General features: G+C 43.6%; 16 protein-coding genes and 1 pseudogene. 7 read left to right on the plus strand and 10 right to left on the minus strand.

The annotated features are described in order from the left end of the window. The first annotated feature begins 175 nt into the window (after positions 1-175). On the plus strand, positions 176-979 hold the full coding sequence (locus CDG77_RS20120; RefSeq protein ID WP_094331107.1) for an SDR family NAD(P)-dependent oxidoreductase: 804 nt from the start codon (positions 176-178) through the stop codon (positions 977-979). A gap of 96 nt (positions 980-1,075) precedes the next feature. Here CDG77_RS20120 and hetI read toward each other — a convergent pair whose 3' ends face one another. Together hetI and CDG77_RS20130 are read right to left on the minus strand one after the other, a co-directional pair. Further along, positions 1,076-1,783, minus strand: a complete 708-nt coding sequence (hetI, locus tag CDG77_RS20125) for a 4'-phosphopantetheinyl transferase HetI (RefSeq protein WP_094331108.1) — start codon at positions 1,781-1,783, stop codon at positions 1,076-1,078. Positions 1,784-1,986: 203 nt separating this feature from the next. Beyond that, positions 1,987-3,051, minus strand: coding sequence for a YheT family hydrolase (locus CDG77_RS20130; protein ID WP_094331109.1), 1,065 nt, complete (start codon positions 3,049-3,051; stop codon positions 1,987-1,989). 157 nt (positions 3,052-3,208) lie between these two features. On the opposite strand from CDG77_RS20130, the gene CDG77_RS20135 reads away from it, so the two are divergent. Then, a complete protein-coding gene (locus CDG77_RS20135; RefSeq protein ID WP_094331110.1) occupies positions 3,209-3,952 on the plus strand; it encodes a response regulator transcription factor in 744 nt (247 codons plus the stop codon). Between the two features lie 340 nt (positions 3,953-4,292). Here the strand turns inward: CDG77_RS20135 and CDG77_RS20140 are convergent, their stop codons facing one another. Further along, complete coding sequence (locus CDG77_RS20140) at positions 4,293-6,935, minus strand: tetratricopeptide repeat protein (protein WP_094331111.1); 2,643 nt, start codon at positions 6,933-6,935, stop codon at positions 4,293-4,295. A gap of 134 nt (positions 6,936-7,069) precedes the next feature. Between CDG77_RS20140 and CDG77_RS20145 the strand changes: the two genes are divergently transcribed. Next, the gene (locus tag CDG77_RS20145) at positions 7,070-7,318 is read left to right on the plus strand and encodes a hypothetical protein (RefSeq protein WP_094331112.1); all 249 of its coding nucleotides are present in this window, start codon (positions 7,070-7,072) and stop codon (positions 7,316-7,318) included. Between the two features lie 300 nt (positions 7,319-7,618). On the opposite strand, the gene CDG77_RS36635 is transcribed toward CDG77_RS20145, so the two are convergent. From CDG77_RS36635 to nfi, 4 genes are all read right to left on the minus strand, one after another. After that, positions 7,619-7,786: a hypothetical protein gene (locus CDG77_RS36635; protein ID WP_190234012.1), complete on the minus strand. Its 168-nt coding sequence runs from the start codon at positions 7,784-7,786 to the stop codon at positions 7,619-7,621. 80 nt (positions 7,787-7,866) lie between these two features. Continuing rightward, positions 7,867-9,825, minus strand: coding sequence for an FHA domain-containing protein (locus CDG77_RS20150; protein WP_094331113.1), 1,959 nt, complete (start codon positions 9,823-9,825; stop codon positions 7,867-7,869). A 99-nt stretch (positions 9,826-9,924) separates the two neighbouring features. After that, positions 9,925-10,464 carry an FHA domain-containing protein gene (locus tag CDG77_RS20155; protein WP_094331114.1) on the minus strand — a complete coding sequence of 180 codons (540 nt, stop codon included), beginning with the start codon at positions 10,462-10,464 and terminating at the stop codon, positions 9,925-9,927. A gap of 107 nt (positions 10,465-10,571) precedes the next feature. Further along, positions 10,572-11,237: a deoxyribonuclease V gene (nfi, locus tag CDG77_RS20160; protein ID WP_094331115.1), complete on the minus strand. Its 666-nt coding sequence runs from the start codon at positions 11,235-11,237 to the stop codon at positions 10,572-10,574. 233 nt (positions 11,238-11,470) lie between these two features. Here nfi and CDG77_RS20165 point away from each other — a divergent pair, with 233 nt between their 5' ends. Then, positions 11,471-11,992, plus strand: coding sequence for a hypothetical protein (locus tag CDG77_RS20165; protein ID WP_094331116.1), 522 nt, complete (start codon positions 11,471-11,473; stop codon positions 11,990-11,992). 77 nt (positions 11,993-12,069) lie between these two features. On the opposite strand, the gene CDG77_RS20170 is transcribed toward CDG77_RS20165, so the two are convergent. After that, positions 12,070-12,666: a macro domain-containing protein gene (locus CDG77_RS20170; RefSeq protein WP_094331117.1), complete on the minus strand. Its 597-nt coding sequence runs from the start codon at positions 12,664-12,666 to the stop codon at positions 12,070-12,072. Between the two features lie 166 nt (positions 12,667-12,832). Here CDG77_RS20170 and fusA point away from each other — a divergent pair, with 166 nt between their 5' ends. Beyond that, on the plus strand, positions 12,833-14,899 hold the full coding sequence (gene fusA / locus CDG77_RS20175) for an elongation factor G (RefSeq protein WP_094331118.1): 2,067 nt from the start codon (positions 12,833-12,835) through the stop codon (positions 14,897-14,899). Positions 14,900-15,641: 742 nt separating this feature from the next. Here fusA and CDG77_RS20180 read toward each other — a convergent pair. After that, complete coding sequence (locus tag CDG77_RS20180; RefSeq protein ID WP_094331119.1) at positions 15,642-15,980, minus strand: hypothetical protein; 339 nt, start codon at positions 15,978-15,980, stop codon at positions 15,642-15,644. Positions 15,981-16,207: 227 nt separating this feature from the next. Here CDG77_RS20180 and CDG77_RS20185 point away from each other — a divergent pair. Continuing rightward, positions 16,208-17,047, plus strand: a pseudogene (locus CDG77_RS20185) (Rpn family recombination-promoting nuclease/putative transposase). Positions 17,048-17,077: 30 nt separating this feature from the next. Here CDG77_RS20185 and CDG77_RS20190 read toward each other — a convergent pair. After that, complete coding sequence (locus CDG77_RS20190) at positions 17,078-19,603, minus strand: sigma 54-interacting transcriptional regulator (protein WP_094331120.1); 2,526 nt, start codon at positions 19,601-19,603, stop codon at positions 17,078-17,080. Positions 19,604-19,897: 294 nt separating this feature from the next. Here CDG77_RS20190 and CDG77_RS20195 point away from each other — a divergent pair, with 294 nt between their 5' ends. Then, on the plus strand, positions 19,898-20,533 hold the full coding sequence (locus CDG77_RS20195; RefSeq protein ID WP_094331121.1) for a transaldolase family protein: 636 nt from the start codon (positions 19,898-19,900) through the stop codon (positions 20,531-20,533). Positions 20,534-20,852 lie beyond the last annotated feature (319 nt).

Genomic DNA, 20,852 nt, shown 5'->3' on the forward strand with positions numbered 1-20,852 from the left:
TCCTAAGTTTGCGTTTGGATTGCTACATCTATCTAACGCATCACACAAGCATTTGAAAGGGTAATAACTTAAGATGTTTATCGTCTGTTCAGGTATTACACGCACTTCATTGTAGAACAAGAAACACTGTAAATGCAACGCAGCTTCATCAAGTTGAATTCACCAATATTCTTACATGAACACAACACATCAAGGTCGGAGCAAAAAAACTGCTCTTATTACTGGGGCAGCTGGTGGAATTGGGTACGAATTAGCATGTATTTTTGCTGCTCATGATTACAATCTGGTCTTAGTAGACAGAAACGGGCCAAAGCTAGTAGAAATTGCGGGTAAATTCCAAGAAAAATTTGGAATTTTTGTCAAAACTATTGTTAAGGATTTATCTATATCAATGGCTCCTGAAGAAATTTTCACGGAGTTGCAAAAAGCCGATATTAATGTTGATGTGCTGGTAAATAATGCTGGATTTGGTATACATGGATTATTTTACGAAACAGACCTAGCTACTGAATTGGAAATGCTACAGGTAAATTTGGTGTGTCTCACCCATTTAACCAAGCTATTCGTGAAGGGGATGGTAAAGCAAGGTGATGGTAAAATATTAAACGTCGCCTCGGCTGCGGCTTTTCAACCTGGGCCTTTGATGGCGGTTTATTTTGCTACTAAAGCCTATATCTTATCTTTTTCAGAAGCGATCGCTAATGAATTAGAAGGTACTGGTGTCACTGTGACAGTTCTTTGCCCAGGTTCAACAGAATCTGGCTTTCATGAGCGAACTGGGATGGCTGACTCTAAGTTACTCAAGGGCAAGAAGATGATGGATGCAAAAACAGTAGCCGAAGTTGGTTTTCACGCCTTAATGAAGGGCAAAACCATTGTCATTCCTGGTTTTATGAATAAACTACTTGCAAAAAGCGTTAGATTTGTACCTAGAAACCTGGTGACAAAAATTGTCAGAAATATGCAGGAGGACAAATAAGTAGATTGTCATTTGTCATTTGTCATTTGTCATTTGTCATTTGATAATGTTGGCAAAATCTCTTTTATTTCACCCAGGAGATGAGCTTAATCAAAATTAATATTGCCAACACTTTATATGCCAGCCAAAATTCTCTACAGCAACAGCAGCAACATAATTGTTAGCAGGCAGTAGTTCAAAAAGACTCCAGTCTTCAGATATCTGTAACTTGGCTGGTTCTGTGGGAGTGAGCGACACTTCAATTTGCTCTAACTGGGATAGTCCGTCTCCAGTTGCTTTTAAATAAGCTTCCTTACAAGTCCAGTAACGGAAAAATACCTCTTGCTGTTGGTTGGGAGATAGCGATCGCAACATATCATATTCTCTCGGTAAAAAGAACCGTTTGGCAAGAGCTTCCAGATCGGACATCGGGCGAATATATTCTAGGTCTACACCAATTGGGTGGGTACAATTCACCGCACACAAACCCAACCCTTGAGAATGAGACAAGTTAAACTCCAGTCCACTGTCAGCAAATGTATCTGCTAATACTGGTTTGCCACGCTGTTGATAATTAAACTGCACTTGTGACGGCTGGATACCCAAATAGCCACCTAATATAGTTCGCAGGATACCACGACCAGCGATGAAACGCTGTCGGTGTTCCTGAAAATAGAACCGTTCAGCACGAGATGTTTCGTCACTGGAAAGAGTTGCTGCTAAATTTTGCAGATGTGGTTCTGGTTGGTCAAGGTTTATGCGCCAGACATGAATCTCATCTGATAACAAAGTTAAATCTGTCGGTGCAGGTAGCCAGAGATTCATCATAATTCGTAAATATTGGTTTATTTGGAAATCCCCTACTCAGATAATCGCTAGTCTAAATACACATAAGCTAAAAAACATCTAATTTGCATAATCGAATTAAATATAACTCTTGTGGGGTGGGCATCTTGCCCGCCCAGTATGTGCAATTTAAATGTGGAACAGCTTACCATTTTGACAAATCGGACTACCGGATCTTAAAATTACGAATTACGCTTTTCCTCCAACCATTGTAAAACCCGATTCCATGCCCACCAAGGGTCAGAATCCTTTACTTGGCGCTGGCAATTTTTACTACTCAAATAGCCAACATGACCGCCGTACTTAGTGAGAAACAAATCTATTGCGGAATTGCGATCGCAAGCTTCTTCTAATTCCGGTATGATAGCTGGGTCAAAAAGTGGGTCATCCGCCGCATATAAAATCAAAGTCGGTTTCGAGATTTGCGGCAATATTTGTAAAGCACTACTCGCTTGGTAATATGCTTCCACAGAAGAAAAACCTAATCGCTTAATTACCAGTTCATTATCAAAACCCCAAATACTATTCGCCCGTTCAATCGCTTCTGGGTCAAGGCTTCCAGGATGAGCATCATGGATTCGCCATGCCAGTTTCTTTAAATTTTGGGCAATTCCCGCTTCTAAATATCTGCCCAAGGGCTTTGTAACTAGATAAGATAGCGATCGCTCCGAATCCAAACTCGGACAAATCACCATACCACCGCCAATATCGCTATCTTCTAGTCCTAAATCTTCATTTTCCCTAATCACCTCACCAGCCACCTTCACCGCCCATAGCGCCAATTGCCCTCCTAAAGAAAACCCTGTAAACCAAAATTTTCCCGGACATCCCATTTCTTTAGCGGCGGCGGCGATGCGAACAAAATCTTCCCCCTCGTACAAACCATCAGAAGTGAGAGTTGGGGATAGTTCGGCGGTTTTGCCGTGGGCCCGCCAATCAAATAACACCACAGCGTATCCCTGAGCATAAGCTTTACGCCCTAGCACTCTCAAAAACCATTCCGTTTTTAATTCTCCAGTAATGCCATAAGTGCCGATAATCGTACTATGAGCATTTTCCGGGATGGCAACCAAGCCAAAAATTGGCACACCTTGGCCACCAATAAAGATTTTCTCGTGATAAGACGGTTCTTGTAAGAGAATAGTACTTTTCCAGTGACGCTTTCCCCACAAAGCGGCGTATACAGTCATCATCACACCGTTTTGTAAAAACCAAGACGGATTGTAGGGGGGAGTATAACACATCATAGACTATAAGATTTCGTGTAGTTGAGTCTTGATTTCATAGTCATTTAATCTTAATATTTATGTAAGATTTAAAAACTTTTTCATCATTGCTTCAAAAATCTTTGTATCTATCAAAGGTTGTTATTTATCCTTAATAAGTAGTAATAATTTTTTAAGAATGCCGAGGATTCTTGTCATAGACGATGACCCAGCGATTTCAGAACTAGTTGCCGTCAACTTGGAAATGGCTGGCTACGATGTTAGTCAAGCTGAAGACGGCATCAAAGGTCAAGCGCTGGCTCTCCAGCTACAGCCAGACTTGATCATGCTCGATTTAATGTTGCCCAGGGTAGATGGGTTTACCGTTTGCCAACGCCTGCGCCGCGACGATCGCACCTCTGAGATTCCTGTGTTAATGTTAACGGCTTTGAGCCAAACTCAGGATAAGGTGGAAGGCTTCAACGCTGGCGCAGATGACTACCTCACCAAACCTTTTGAAGTTGAAGAACTGCTGGCGCGGGTGCGGGCACTTTTGCGGCGGACTGACCGCATTCCCCAAGCAGCAAAGCATAGTGAGATTTTGAACTATGGTTCACTCACCCTCGTTCCTGAAAGATTTGAGGCAATATGGTTCAATGACACGGTGAAATTGACTCACTTGGAATTTGAGCTACTTCACTGCTTATTACAACGCCACGGTCAAACAGTTTCTCCCAGTGAAATCCTCAGAGAAGTTTGGGGCTACGATCCCGATGACGACATTGAAACGATTCGAGTCCATATTCGCCACTTGAGAACCAAGCTAGAACCAGATCCTCGCCACCCCCGTTATATCAAAACAGTGTATGGTGCTGGATACTGTCTGGAGTTACCAGGTATCCCTCCATCAAATGAAGGGGCTTCAGTAACAGTTGTTGAATGAAATCACGCTAAATTCCCTTAACTAAGCCATCACTTAGGCAAGAACTCTGCAAAATTCTTAATTCCTTACCGTTTAGTTAAGGTTATTGCTGAGGTGTGTAGAGACGTTGCAATGCAGCGTCTCTTGAGAGACATAGTAAGGAATGTAGATTAAATAAAATGCAAAAGTAGGGTGTGTTAGCGGAGCGTAACGCACCATTCCAAGTTAAATAAGAATTGCACCTTATTAAATTTGCATTCCTAAGCGATCGCCCTTTGAAGTTAGAATTGATGGCGATCGCTGCTAAAATTTGAACTACAACTGTTGTGTAGCATCAATTTTGTGAGAAAGGGTGCGATCGCTAGGGATATGCTTTTCTTAAAAATCTTGCATAATTTGCTCGAGATGCCATTGTGTCGGGATGACCTACACCTAAAGTACGTTCACAAATTGCTAAAGCTTGTTGAAACAGCGATTCGGCTTCGCTGTAACGTCCTGTAGATTGGTAGAGTAATGCGAGATTGTTCAGGTTAGTAGCGACAAAGGAATGGTTGTCTCCCAGTAAGCGTTTGCTCAGTTCCAAAGCTTGCTGATAGAGGGGTTCGGCTTCGCTGTAGCGTCCTGTAGAACGGTAGATTTCTGCTAAATTGTTCAGGCTAGCGGCGACATCGGGATGGTTGTCTCCCAGTAAGCGTTTTCTCAGTTCCAAAGCTTGCTGAAGCAGAGGTTCGGCTTCATTGTAGCGTCCTGTAGATTGGTAGAGTAATGCGAGATTGTTCAGGTTAGTAGCGACAAAGGAATGGTTGTCTCCCAGTAAGCGTTTGCTCAGTTCCAAAGCTTGCTGATAGAGGGGTTCGGCTTCGCTGTAGCGTCCTGTAGAACGGTAGATTTCTGCTAAATTGTTCAGGCTAGCGGCGACATCGGGATGGTTGTCTCCCAGTAGGCGTTTTCTCAGTTCTAAAGCTTGCTGATACAAGGGTTCAGCTTCGCTGTAGCGTCCTGTAGAATCGTAGAGTAATGCGAGATTGTTCAGGCTAGTAGCGACATCGGGATGGTTGTCTCCCAGTAAGCGTTTGCTCAGTTCCAAAGCTTGCAGATGTAGGGGTTCGGCTTCGCTGTAGCGTCCTTGAGAACGGTAGAGTACTGCGAGATTGTTCAGGCTAGCGGTGACATCGGGATAGTTGTCTCCCAGTAAGCGTTTTCTCAGTTCCAAAGCTTGCAAATGTAGGGGTTCGGCTTCGCTGTAGCGTCCTGTAGATTCGTAGAGTAATGCGAGATTGTTCAGGTTAGTGGCGACAAGGGGATGATTGTCTCCCAGTAAGCGTTTGCTCAGTTCCAAAGCTTGCTGAAGCAGAGGTTCGGCTTCGCTGTAGCGTCCTTGAGAACGGTAGAGTACTGCGAGATTGTTCAGGCTAGCAGCGACATGGGGATGTTCTAAACCAAGACGATTTTTAGCTACCTCTACACACTGTTGCAACCAAGGTTCTGCTTGCTGATAAAGTCCTTGACCTTTATAAAACCAGGCTAAGTGGGTAAACGGTTTGATTAAATCCTCGTCCCTGAGATACTGGGATAGATAGGCTGCAACTTCTGCAATATGGGGGATAGCGAGAGTGAGGTTGAGAATATCTTCACGGTTAGGCTGTTGAGGAATTTGCTTTGCTACCTCTAGCATCTGCGTTGTAAAGTTTGTTTTCACCTTATCCGCCTCACCTGACTCATCCAACTTCATTTGGAAAAATTGCCGAATCAGTGGATGTAGACGATAAATTCCTTTACTTTGCCATTGTATTAAATGCAGTTTCCGCAACTGGGCTATAGCTTTTTCCTTGAGTTCTTGTTCATCGTCATCTTTTATCGTCTCAACAAAAAAAGGAATGTCAGCCAAGGCATACAAACTCAGCCAGCAGCCTAAGCTTTGTGCATTTTCATTCAACTGTTCCCAACTCAATGCAAAAGCTTCAGCAACACCGTATTCATAACGCATCAATGGGTTAGCCTTGGCTATTGCTTTGTGTTCCAGTCGCTTTTTTTCTAGCCGCTTCAACAGTTTTTCTAAAGACAAGTCTGGCATTGTATCCAGATATCGCCCCACTAACTCTAACGCCAAAGGCAAATATCCCAAGAATTTACAAATTCTTCTCGCAACCCAAGGTTCGCTTTTAAGTCGTTCTCTATCAACCAGCAATTTTAATAATTTCATCGCCGCCAATGGTTTGAGAATACCCAAAGGTAATTGCGGCAAAGTTCTATCAAACCCCAGGCGCGTTGTCAGTAATACTTTAAACCGGGGTGATTCTGGGGGGAGATAAGGCTGAACCTGTGTTTTGTAGTCAGTGACATTATCAAACACCAGCAGCACTTCACCTTGTTGCCAATTTTGCCAGCAGTATCTCAGCCTATCTGCTAATTCCCAATCGTCCGGTGCAATGAGTTTAAATTTCAGTTCAGCAAATCTGAGAATCTGAATTCCGACATCGATTCCCTGTGCTGATAACCAGCAAACCCCACCTTGATAATTCTGCAAATGCTGTTTGGCGTATTGGGTAGCGAGTTCAGTTTTGCCTACTCCACCCATACCCGCCACAGCTACAATCGCAACTTGCTGAGATGTTTGTAATTGCTGGTGCAGTTTTTCTAGTTCCGCCTCACGTCCCACAAATTTTTCAAATGGAACAGCAGGAGGAATATTTTGATAAATCTCCTTAATTGTGGGGTGGGCATCTTGCCCGCCATTATATTTGACTGTCAAGCAAGCCCGTAACTTTTCCAGCTTACCCCGGCTTTCAGAATTGGCTAACTCAGGATAACTCTGGGCGAACTTTTCATAAACCTCAGTCATCCGCTTTTTCAACGCAGACGCGCCGATGTTCAACTCACTGGCAACTTTTGCCTCACTCTTACCTGAGTTTTCAGACTTCAAACGCTCTACAAAAGCTGCCGTTTGCTCTGGGGATAAGCTATGAGTAGCAGCTTCATTGGCTAGAAAATCAGCCCATTGCATAGACAGCTTGTGAGATTTCTTCTCGATTCTACTTAATTTCTACCTTCTTTCTACTTTGTCTCCATTTCTAGGGAATCTCCTCTTCTTCTGGCAGAAATACCATTTGCATAGAAACATTTAGAAGAGATTCAGCCATGAAAACTGTCTTAACAACTCCAGTCAACTCCAATCAAACCACCCAAACTTCACAATTAATCCCCGCCTCGCCAACATCAGTGGAGAATCCATCTACCTGGATGCGAGATGGATACAGTCCGACTGAAATTATTCTCGCGGCGGCAATTTTAACTTCATTGTCCATTGGGGGAATTGCCTCTGTGATTGTGGCGATTACAGGTTTAGTTAAAACTTTAGTACGCCCGACAAGCAACAAAACTAAGTAGGGGTACTGGCAAAGGCAAATTTTTCGCTTCGTTGCTATCCCACCTCGGAATCAATTCCGAGGCTAATAGCCTAATAGCATTTCACACAAACCCTGATACATATAGATTTCTCGTAGGGGCACAGCAATGCTGTGCCCCTACCAACGTATTTGTATCATTATTAAAGTAAAACGGTATAAGTCCGTTGAAACGGACTAAATTTAATTAATTTGAGTCAGTTTTAACTGACTTATGCTGTTAGCCTGCGATTTGAATCGCAGGCGGACTGAAAATATCGCCCGTCACTTGAGCCACTTGAGCCTATGAACCTGAACGTTGAGCTTCTGAACCTCGCACTTGAGCCTTTGAACCTGAACGTTGCACCTTTTTACTCGAACGTTGAGCTTTTTTACTCGAACGTTGAGCTTTTTTACTCGAACGTTGAGCCTTTTTACTCGAACGTTGAGCCTTTGAGCCTCGAAGTTGCACCTTTTAACGTCAAATTTTGAGTTTGGTACTCAAAACAGCTAGATAAATACTGTATTCCTCCTGCCCCATGCCCCCTAATTCTAAGGTGACTGATTTAACACCCACTTCAACCACTGCCTAAAGGAACTTATAGTATTCAAACGATGAACTCCAGGCGCACGGGTGGCAGCGAGTCCATCAACGGCGACTAATGCAGCATATTGCAAGCCCAAAAAACTATCAACTGCGGCATAAGGGCCACCTAAAGTAATAGCCCCAGCAGCATACATTTGACCTTTGCCACTACGCATTTCTACTAATTCAAAATTGTTCGCTACAGTCAATCTTCCCAAGTGATTCACTGGGAGATTGTAATTTTTCACCAAATCTGCTATCAGAGGATTGGCATCTACCTTAGCGTCCAGTCCAGTAGCATCAACAATAAAATCAGCTAGCAATTTTATTTCCCCAAAGCTTTGTTCTCGGATATGGGTAATAGTCCGGTTTTGGGCATCTCGTTCTACATCCAAAACCTCTCCGAAGGTAATTTGATACCAGCCTTCGCTGATGCCTTGGGCAGTAATTTGCTGCCAGTCCTGGCGGTCGGCGGTGGTAGTTCCACCCCAGTCTGCTAGTAAACGTTTGCGTTCATCGGGGGTGGCTTTTTCTAACATTGCCCGGAGTTCGCCACCCCAACAGGCTTTCGGCCAGTTAAAGGGTTGAAATTCGTAATGATTTTTGACTAGGCGCTGGGTATTTTGAAATTTGTTACCTTGAGGTTTAGGCGATCGCATTAAGTGCAAAACTGCTATATTCTGATTTCGTTTTCTGGCTTCATAAATACGTTGAATAATCCGCGAAGCCACAATTCCCCGCCCCCGAATCAATACCGTACCACCTTGTCGTTCTAGTTGCTCGTAAACATGATCGTGGGCTTCATAAGCATTAACGACAGATTTAAAATCTTGATATTTTTCTCTATAAGCTTGCAAATCAGGAAGAAACTGAATTGCTGGATATCCAGTAGCTAAATGTAAATAACGACTAACTAAAAAAGCATAATCTCCTGGGGCGCGAGAATAGGCTACGCAATATCTGCCATCATCAGTTTTGCGAATTGCCCTAACTCGTCCATAGCGATAAATTTGATTCCAGCCAATGCGCTTCGCTTCCCTGTCTATGGAATCAAAGACATTACCCGCACGGGGTGTATAAGTTTCGGCAAATGTTGGTTCTGCAAACACTTGCCACAAATATTTAAATGCTGAGTTTATCTGTCCCTTAGTGCAATCGTGCCAAGCCTCACGCAAGGCATAACTAGGCCAACCCCAAATATTATCAGGACAAGAGTCAGAATTCGATCGCAGTCTTTCATATAAGGGAATTTGCGAATTCAAACAAAGGCGTTTGTAACGAGCATAAGGTTCTGCCTCTAATCCCAAAGCTACAATCTTGTCAGGACGCACACCACTAAGCCGCAGCAAATCAGCCCAAACAAAGCTACCCAATCCTGCCCCGATCGCTAGATAATCAGATTCATCTACTGATAGTCCTGTAGCATAAAGCGCTTGCACAGTGACATTTTCCGCCTGAAACGCCAGTGGCGGGAAATTACTTGCCAAGGGCGTTAGCGGCTGGGCTACAGGCAACCTGGGGTCTGGAAGATTGGTATTTACGTTGAAGTGAATCGTTGAAGGGGGGCTAGTATCTGGTGCAGAGGCGCTAGCAGCAAAGGTAACAGTGATTAGATAGGGGCCAATTTGCAACGTATCGCCATTAGCCAAAACACTGCGGGTTTGTGGTTGGCCATTGACATACACACCGTTAACGCTGCCTTGGTCAATGACTACCAGATGGTCTTGTTCCCAGTCAATTAGGGCATGGTAGCGAGAAACTTCACTGCTGTTAAGCAGCATCCGAGAAACGCGCACTCCCCTAAGTTCAGCAGGTAAGCGAGGGAATTCTCGACCAAAAGCGATCGGCATATTCAACCTTGGTTCTCGCCGTTCTCCTGTCGCTGGTTCTTCCCAACTTAATTGGATTTGTAAGTCATTTGTCATTTGTCATTGGTTATTGGTCATTTGTCATTTGTCATTGGTCATTGGTCGTTTGTCGTTTGTTATTGGACATGATTATTTTCCTTGTCCCCTTGGTATTCCCTAACTACCCGGTGCTACCAAGACACTCACAGCCGCAGCCAAAGATGTCCCACACCAATGACAGCCAATTTGTAGATTTTCTCCTGGGGAAACTTTATTGCATTTGGGGCATTTTAAGCCATAAACTCCTGGCGGTGTTGGTGAATGATGGTGATGTCCGATATGGACTGGTGGATGGGGTGGCATCAAAACTGTTGCTGGGATGCTACCTGTGGAAATGCTAGAAACGTTGAGTTGTATTTGTCCCAAAGAGATATTAGTGCCATCAGTTAAAGGCATTTCACCTTGAACTAATTGCCGTCCATCGATCAGAGGGGGATTTTGCGATCGCAAATTCCTAATATAAAAGCGCTGTTGCTGGTGATGAAAAAATATTTCAACGTGCAAACCAGAGACAGTGGGGTGACTCAAAACAATATCGCACCGGAGGGGGTCGCGACCAATGCGGATAGTGCCAAGATTTTTACTTGGCTGTTGTTCGTAAATGTTCTGAGTTTTATTTTGGCCTGAATCGTGCCAGTGTAAAGTTAGTGCGTTCATGGTTCTAACTTCGTAAATGGTATTTAGCTACTTCAACTTTCTTCTGTGCGATTCCTAACACGATTGCGTCGGTGTAAGCAAGTATTTAGAAAAAACTTCAACAAGCTTTATTTTCCCGACGCTAGTTTATCAGCGATGCGTGTAGTTTCTGGCAGCCGATATTTTGGCGTGCAGCGTAATACATAGTCAATTGCTGTGGGTAAACTAATTCGATGACCACTGGAGATGTACAGAGGTTTTACCCCTGTGCGCGATCGCAAAACAACCCCAACGGTTTCACCGTTATATATCAGTGGTTGCGTGCTGCCTTTGGCTTCAGGCAATTCCTCATACTTACCTACCAATCTGGACTTGGCTACACCAATTGTTGGCACATCTATCAGTAACCCTAAATGGCAAGCTATACCTAATCTACGAGGATGAGCAATTCCTTGACCATCACACAAAATGATATCTGGTATGGTTGTAATCTTTTCTAGGGCATCAAGGACAGCTGGTATTTCCCGAAATGAGAGGAACCCAGGAACATAAGGGAAGGTCGTAGGACGGTATGCTACGCTTGTCTCAATTACTTGCAAATCAGGAAAACTCAGTACTGCCACAGCTGCACGGCTAATGGTTCCATCCGCTTCAAAACCCATATCCACTCCAGCAACGTACTGGATCGGTTCTCGTAGTTTGTCTTCAGTAATTACTCGATCTCGCAGCTTTTCTTGGATAACTATGGCTTCCTCTAGCGTTGAGGGCCAAGCACGATCTTGATAAATCTTCATATTTAAAATTGGAATTAAACTGATTAATATTAATCCTGTTAATTAGGCTAGGGCAAAACAGATGTTGAACTAGGGAAAATATCTTTTTTACAAAGGTATGTGAAAGACTATCTTTATACTAAATATTTTAACCCAAGCTAGTTGATATTTTGCATCATAATGTTACTTAAGGCTGGGAAGAGGGAATCCTAAGAATATAAGTTTATTTTCCTAGATTTTCCCTTTTAGTGGTTATGACACAGCCAAATATTCTGGAACTTGCAAAACAGGGAGATGTAGAAGCGATCGCATCTCTGATGAACCGCCACCTACACCCCAAAGGGATCGCTGCAAAAGTTGCCTTTCAAGATGCTTGGTTAGAGGTAACGCTAGAATCTGCTCAAGTACCAAATCAGCAAATTTTAGTTGCATTTATCCGCAAAGGTTTAACTGGTTTAGGGGCTGCATCTATTGAAAGCGTGAAAATTTACGGACAACAAACGGGTAAGAAGTTTCCAGCTTGGACTAAAGAGTTTAATCTAGGTATAGTAGAAGATGAACTAGAAGAAGTAGATAATGAAAATTCTTCCAGCAATCCTCAAACTCTGACTATTTCTATTAACTTGAGTGGCGATACTGCACGGGGATTAACAAACCAAGATTTTGAATTTATTGCTAACCAAATAAGCGCCGATATTTTATCATCCTGTACTGACGTTTTTATTCAAAAAGTAAGTATTAGTAATGGTAGTTCGGTGATTACAAAGGAACGTTAGTATTTAAATCGTCTCACGCAGAGGTCTAGAGGTGTATACCGTAGACTTGTAAGGGAGACAAGAGGCTTCTTTTTCTTTCAGCTATTCCCTCCTTCCCATATCTGAAGTTGTCTTTCTGCTGCAACGATGCAATTGAGATGCTTGGGTGGATACAGAAAACAATCGTAAGCTAAGGCCATCTGTCTAGCAGCTTCACTATACGGCACTCGTCCTATTCCTGTACCCAATCCAGGACAGGCAATGGTATTAATTTTTTGCCTAGCGTGTTGGTTATGCTGGCGAACTGTCAGCAGCATCGCCCACATCGCAATATAAGGAATATCTGTCCCAGCAATAATCATGGGAACTCGCATAGTCGGTGTATGAGCCAAAAAAGGATGCTTGTGATGATCGGTTTCTACAATCATTGATGTTCCCACAGACTGTTCGCCCAAATAATCTTCAAGAATGCGCTGTTGGACTCTTGCCATTAAGGAAGTACCGAAAAAACGGATAATTGCCGCATCTATGCCACCATCCATCATGCCGAAAGAGTTTGCAGGGCTGACCATACAATCAAAATCTGGCAACCACTCGAAATAGTCATTCACTATTTCTACATTGGGTAAGTAATTAAAATGCTGTTGAAAGGCTGCACACAACAAAGAGTCGGGAGCTACCAATATCAGTTTCAAGCTTTCATTTCCTCCGCTTGAATACCTATTTTAAACGTCAGCTAGGGCAACAGTCAACGGTTTTTCTGTATTATCAGCCTTGTTTTTTAAATATACTACATTTATAATACAAAATATATCACCACTCAGTTGGTGACTGTTTGTCGCTTAAACAAAAGGAAATTTTATGATTCCCCGAACACGCATCCGAAATATTGGTATTTCTGCTCACATCGACTCTGGTAAAACTACGCTGTCAGAGCGAATTCTCTTTTACACGGGCAGAATCCACGCTATTGAGGAAGTGCGGGGAGGCGGCAAGGGTGCAACGATGGATTTTATGCCGGAGGAAAAACTACATGGCATTACCATTACCTCTGCTGCTACTACCTGTGAATGGCACGATACCCAAATTAACCTGATTGATACACCAGGACACGTGGATTTCACCATTGAAGTGGAACGCGCCCTGCGGGTATTGGATGGGGCAGTGATGGTGCTGTGTGCTGTGGCGGGTGTGCAGTCCCAGTCTATTACGGTGGATCGGCAAATGAAGCGCTACCGCGTGCCACGTTTGGCATTCATCAACAAAATGGATCGGATGGGCGCAGATCCATTTCGTGTAGTACAGGGAATACGCGATCGCTTGCAACTCAATGCAATATTGATTCAATATCCGATCGGCAGTGAAGACCAATTCCAGGGAGTAATTGACCTGGTAGAAATGACTGCTGACTACTTTGAGGGTGAAAACGGGGAAAACCACGTCAAAAAGTCAATTCCCGAAGCTCTTAGGGATGAGGCGCAACAAGCACGGGAGAAGTTGCTAGATGCTTTGTCGCTGTTCTCTGAACCAATGACGGAGATGTTACTGGCGGGTGAGGAGATTCCTAAAGCATTAATTTGGGAAACCATCCGACAGGCAACCTTGAGTCTAGAATTTACTCCTGTATTACTGGGTTCGGCATTCAAAAATAAAGGAGTGCAAAACTTATTGGATGCAGTTGCGCTTTATCTACCATCTCCCGTGGATAGGGAAGTCAAGGGACTAGGGACTGGGGATTGGGGACTGGGAACTAGGACAAGCAATTCCCAATCCCCAGTACCCAGTACCCAATCCCTAATCACTCTCTCCCCTAACCCCGATGCTGCTTTGGTGGCATTGGCATTTAAACTCACCGTTGAGTCCTTTGGGCAGTTGACCTATACTCGGATTTACTCTGGGACACTAAAACCAGGCGATACCGTCTACAACTCGCGGACTAAACAACGGGTGCAAATCGGTCGCTTGGTGAGAATGCACGCCAATAAGCGAGAAGAGTTAAAAGTTGCCTTAGCAGGGGATATTGTGGCTCTGTTGAGTGTGGATTGTGCTTCTGGCGATACATTTTGTTCTGGGGAACCACTGGTATATCTAGAGAAGATGTTTGTGCCGGAACCAGTGATTACACTGGCAATTACACCCAAGAAACAGGAAGATAGCGATCGCCTTTCCAAGGCACTCAATCGCTTTCAAAGGGAAGATCCCACCTTCCGGTTGAGTATCGATCCTGAATCAGGCGCAACTCTGATTTCTGGGATGGGCGAACTCCACTTGGAAATCTACGTCGAACGCATCCAACGGGAATATAATGCCGAGGTTTACGTTGGTAATCCCGCCGTAGCCTACCGAGAAACCATTGGACAACAAGCTACTTTTGACTACCGATTCAAGAAACAATCAGGCGGCCCCGGTCAGTACGCCCATATTACTGGGTGGATTGAACCCACAGATCAGCCGTTTGTCTTTGAAAATCGGGTAGTTGGGGGTGCGATTCCCAAAGAATATATCCCGGCGTGCGAAAAGGGTTTTCGGGAGGCGATGGAATCAGGAAAGCTGGAAGGTTATCCGGTAACTGGGGTGAAAGTCGTTTTGGATGGTGGTTCTTATCATCCAATTGACTCTTCAGAATTGGCTTTTCGGTCAGCATCTCATCAAGCAATTGAGGGTGCGATCGCTAAAGCCAAACCTTACATCCTCGAACCCATTATGCTTGTTGAGGTGGAAACGCCCAACGAGTTAATAGGAAGAGTTCAGGGTGACTTATCCTCCCGTCGGGGTTTGCTGTTGGGTTCCGAGACAATGCAGGGATATACGGTGATTCGGGCAGAAGTAGCACTGGCGCGAATGTTTGGGTATTCTACAGAATTGCGATCGCTCACTTCTGGTATGGCTACTTTTTCAATGGAATTTGCCTGCTATCGCCAGTCCTGAACCCACATTAGCAATTAGCATCGCTCCAGATTATCTTTTTAAAAAGACAATCTGGAGCTAAATTTAAACCTTAAATTGTAGGGTGCGTTACACTAAATTAGACTTTCTCAAACCTTCAAATTCCTACACAGCCCTAACACGCCCTAACTTTTTATTTACTTTATAAATAGGCTTAAGTCTCTTTACTTAATTACGAATTACGCCCTTGGCCGCAACAATTGCACAAAGGTATCACTCACAGTATGGTCTTTGGTATCGGCACACCAGCCAGTAAATATGTCAAAGCAATAATCAAAGTGCGATCGCTTGTTTTATAACTGGATAGCTAGCTATCCAATCAAGCCTAGCCTTGGAGACAAAGCGATCGCCTCACTAAGAATAATTTTTCATAAAGCTAAGACTTTGTTTGTTTTAATATATACAGCAGATTCCCAACAAACGTGCCACAGTTAAAAAGACTAAAAAATAAATTATGCATAACTAAAAAAGCAGCAGATGATTTCAGCCCTAATGACAAGGACGAATTAAGCGCTGAATGCAAAAAACGATTAGCTGATTTAGACAAAACTCCTTGATACCCAACAAAAACCCGACATCTGTCGGGTGGTGATAATGGCTTTCTTGCGCCTCAGTCCAAAAGTTTTGCCAAAGCAGTTATCCTATTGCGGTGAAAGTCAACGGTTTTATCCTTGAGGATGTCTCAGCTACCTGCTGGCGAGTTGAACTGAATCAACTCGCTACATTAAAGCTCAATTAACTTGAAGCCCCAAGGTTTTAGAGCCGCTTCAGCTAGTTCTGTATTTACACCTTCATAAGCCTCCCATTCCAAGGGATGCTCTTTAGGATGTCCGTCGCCGACATTACCTGCAACTTTGATTATCGGACAGTTGGCGATGCGATCGCGCTCCAACCCTTTGGGAACTACTATTTGGATTTTATGACCAATAAACTTCGCTGTACTTTCTTCCGCCACAGCTTCACGGATTAAACAAATATCCCCAGCAGTCCCCCAAGTAGTTTTGTAGATGTGGAGGAATGATATATAAGGTGCTGGCTTGATGGATCTTTTGAGAACATGCATTATCTGTAATCCTTACACTATGAGTCAAAAATCATAATTCATATAAGTATTTTCTATCACGTTCGTAGGGAAGAAGAATGTTTTTAACTCACTTTTTGCACCTAGTCTAAGTGATTAGCCTTTTTGGAGAAAGATCGTCGTCTGCATACTAGCTCCCAAAGCGATCGCAGCTAAATGCTGCTACACGAGATAATAGCAATGTCTCATTCAATTGTTGGCGATCGTCAATGTCCTTCGAGAACCTCTGCAAACTACTTTCCGAAAAACATCCCGAACGTTTTGCTAGTTGGGTTTTGGGTACAGAGCAAACTTCCGTCAAAGTTCTCAAAACCGAATTGAGTATTGAACCGATTCGCGCTGATTACGTTACCTTCTTACAGCTAGAAGGACGCATTCTCCACTTGGAATTTCAAACCAAACTAGAATCTACACCGCCACTACCCTTGCGAATGCTAGATTATTGGGTACGCTTGTATCGTTTGTATCGTCTACCCATAACACAAGTTGTCGTATTATTGCTTCCCCCTGCACCAGGAACGGTAATTGAAACTGTCTTTTCAGTCGAAACTACTCGTCATGAATATCGCGTAATTCAAATGTGGTCAGAAAATCCTGAATCATTCCTCAATGACCCAGCTTTATTACCCTTAGCACCACTGGCAGCAACCACGCAACCCCAAGGCTTATTACAACGAGTTGTGGAAAAAGTTAATCAACTTGAGCCAAGACAATGACCAGAAATTTCCGCTTACACCCAAATCTTAGCGGGGTTAAAATACAATCAGGATTTGATTCGACAATTATTTCGGGAGGGTATGATGCGCGAGTCAGTAATTTATCAAGAAATTCTCGCTGAAGGCGAACAACGAGGAGAACAACGAGGACGGGAAGCGGAAGGGCAATTGCTCATTCTCCGTCAACTGACTCGACGGGTGGGAGAATTACCCCAAGAGGTGCGATCGCAGATTGAAAATCTCTCTTTAGAACAATTAGAAAATCTTGGTGAAGCATTGTTGGATTTTCAGGCGATCGCGGATTTAGAATCCTGGTTTACTAAATTAGAGTAGCAATGGCCTTTTACTAAAAAGGGAATGTTTTTACAACACGATAATTGCCCACATACTAACTCCCAAAGCGATCGCTGCTAGGTATTGCCCAAGGAGCGAGCGCACTGGCTGCTTGGCAATCTTTTGCGTTAATAACATAGTCATCAACACTGAGAAAATTATCGTTGTACCTTGCAAAAAGGCAATCACAGCTGGGTGAGCAACCAATATTGGCAATTGTTCGCCACTCAAACCAAAAGTAGCAAAGGTAACAGGTAAAATCCGCCCGCCTTCGCCTAAGCCTAAACGCAGATAATGAGCTAAGTTTCCTCCCAACACTAATGGTAAATAGCCATAAGCAAGTTCTACAAATGATTTTGGCTTCCGGTTAAAGTTCAACAGTTTCAGCAAACCATAAACCCCAAAGGTAAAAATCGCTGGGATAATTAACACTAGCAGCGATAATCCGAAGTGCTGCCAAAACTGAGTTAAATCCAGTTGTAACCCCAACCAAGATTGCAATTCTGGCAAGCGATGCAGATATATCCCACCCAATAGCAAAAACAACAATGCTACTTCATAAGTGCGGGGTACATGAGTTGTCCACAGTTCAATTGCAGGGGGACGCAAGTTGAATTCAACGGAACGATGAGGACAGGCTTTTAAGCAAGTCATACACAGTACGCAATCTCTGTTATCTTCTAACTGTGCGGGATGCGAGTATAAAGGACATCCATTGGTTTCCAGCCCTTCGCCCTTTTGCGGCCCACCTTTATAGCACTGATAGGTGGTGCAACTGGCAGAACATATCCCTTGCTGGGCGCGGAGTTCCGTCATTGAGAGTTTGGCAAATAAACCATTCATTCCACCAATAGGGCAGAGATATCGACACCAAAACCGCCGCTCAAAAAGTGCGGAGAAAATCATCGCCCCAGCAGTAATTAACAGCAGCAAACAAGCGCTGAGGTAAGCGGTATTTTCTAAATGCCAGAGTTCTTCCCATAAGAAAATTAGGGTGAACAAACCAAACATGAACCATCCGCCCCATTTCTCAGCTTCCTGTCTCGGCCAGCGTTTGAGTTTTCGCGGCCACAGCCACAGAGATAACTTTTGGGTAATTTCCCCATAAATCATGAAGGGACAAACAGAACACCAAATGCGTCCCAAAAAGGGAAAGAGAAATAAGAAGAACGGCCACCACCAAGCCCAAAAGAAATTTAATACGAAATTGCGATCGCGGGTTTGCGGCCCAATAAATAATATTGCAACAATAATTGCAAAAGCCGTTGCAGTAAAACCATAATTAATGCGATCGGGCCACCAAGGACTCCTCAAAAACCGCCGCAAACGAGGATAGGCATTCAACAGATTCACCCGAAATCGTTTTTTCTTCGCTTCGGCTGGCCAGAAAATTTCTTCTGTTAATTCATTAGCACCCTCGGCTTGGACGATCGCTCTTTCAACCAGGTTTTTTAATTCCTTAAGATTGCCAGGAAAATCATAAGATTGTAGGCGACGTAAAGCTTCTGGGGTGATATGCGGTTTCGGAACGCCTCTAGCCCGAATGTAGAGACTAGTATAATATTCAACCTGTGCTTGAACATCAGCTTTCCGCACCCGTAGCGGTGGTACTTTAATAACGTGACCAACAGAACGTTCAATGGTCGGCAGAGTTTTTTCAGAAACAATCAGAATTCTGGCTTTACTGGGGCGAGGTTCAGGTGTTGATTCTCCCGAACGGCTTACAGGGGTATATGTGCCAGTTTTGAGCAACTGCGTCACGGGAGGTAATAATTCTTCGGGCAATTCTTGGATATTGTTGAGAACTAAAGTACCTTCTCCCAACCATTCCAACAGTCCTGGTTTACCGCCAGCGCGACCGAATAAATCTGCACCGCTAGTTTGCAGAATACCGCAATTGACTTTAATTATCGGTTCTCGCCGTTTTGGAGAACCAAAGTGGATCAGGGCTGCTATGTTGTCCTTTTCTAACCCTGGTTCTCCAAAGATATCCACTGATTTGCGGTCAGCAGCAGCTTCTCGAATTTGTTCGCGCAGCCGCACAGCATAGCGACTCGTACCGACAATTCCCCGTTGCGCTTTGGTAACTAAATATGGCCGCAAAGCTACGGAACGTTCTTGTTCATAGCCGAGTGCAGATGTCGCCTGGGCTAATTCTTGAACCAATTGGCGGGAAAAAGCCTTAGCGATTTCGGGATATTGGGTGACTATTTCCCGAAATTTATCACCAGACACAACCCACAAGTGACATTCGGTTACTGTAGTAATTGTGAATGGAGTTAATTCATCCAACAGCAATTCTTTGAGTTCAATCACAGATCCGGGTAGGAATCCACAAGCTAAGGCTGGGTTGGTTTCATTGGTGGTATTGCTTTCAAGTTGACCTTCTACAAGAATATAAAGGGCTTCTGGAGGAGTGCCTTCGCTAACTAAGTCAGTTTCGGCACTTACAACTTGTTCTTCGATTACTTGTGCGATCGCATTTAACACTTCAGGCGAGAGAATTCCTAAAGTGGTGCGTTCTTGTAGCCATATAACTGTTTCTGGAGATGTCACGTCGCTTTGCTCCGAATTCAAAATTCAAAATTCAAAATTCAAAATTCCCATAAATAAATTTAGTTGCTCTGTATCATGAGTCTTTGTCGGTCATGTTAAATTCTCCGTGTAGGCTGTTATGTATAACTGTTTTCAATTCGGTGAAATACAGTAGAAGCGCACAAATATGCTAGCCTACTGAGTATTACATCCAAACAATAACCGCTATCAAAGAAATTATCCTCTGAAAGAATGTCAAAATATCTGTGTGCGGCTGTTATGGATTAATATTTGAGAATTGAGCGGGGACGAATTATGGCACTTTATCTAGACTCAGCGATCGCATCTGAGGCTGAAGTTGTTAAGCTTTGGGGATGGGTGAAAGGCATTACAACTAATCCCACACTGTTGTCTCAAAGCGATACCCCAGCAGAAATCACGCTCAAAAATTTGGTTGCCTTGACTTCTGGCCCGTTATACTATCAACTTGTGGCATCCGATAAAGCTGGGATGCTAGCTGAAGGTAGAAAAGCTTTCGAGATTATTGGTTCGCAAACAATTTTAAAGATTCCCGCAACACCGTTAGGTTTTGAAGTGGTAGCGAGTCTATCATCAGAAATTACCTGTTCTGTGACAGCGATTTATAGTGCAGCCCAAGCAGCAGTTGCACGGGAGGCGGGAGCGAAAATTGCCATAGCTTATGTAAATAGGGCGACGCGGTTGTTAGGTGATGGTATTGCCTTAGTGCGGGATATGGCTAGCGTCCTCAAAGGCAGTGATACGGAAATTTTGGCAGCTAGTATCAAATCTCCCGAAGAAGCAGCCGCTTCATTGCAAGCCGGGGCGGATCATTTGACTTTACCATTAGCAATGTTGCAAGCGATCGCAACTCATGAATTCTCACAGAAAACTGTTGAAGAATTTGCTAAAGGAGGCATCGGTTTAAGATAATTCGTAATGGGCTACGCCCCGCTACGCTAACGTAATTTGTAATTCGTAATTAAATATGAGTTTGTCAGATATTCCTAATCTCTGGGTTCCCTTGGTACTTTTAGGTTTAATTATTGTCGCTGCTGTATTTTTCAGTCGCACCAGTTGATTACTAAGGCATTACAAAAGATTATGTTAGGTAAAGTAACAGAGCCTTTTGCTGCCTGACAGTGCTTTGGTAATAATTAACAATTGCGTTGTAGTAATCTATCATATCATGTCCGCTTGATTGCTTATTAAACCTGAAGAACCCCACCCCCGCCAAAGCTACGCTTTGTCT

Origin of the sequence: Nostoc sp. 'Peltigera membranacea cyanobiont' 213 (assembly GCF_002245975.1) — a bacterium.
Classification (GTDB): domain Bacteria; phylum Cyanobacteriota; class Cyanobacteriia; order Cyanobacteriales; family Nostocaceae; genus Nostoc.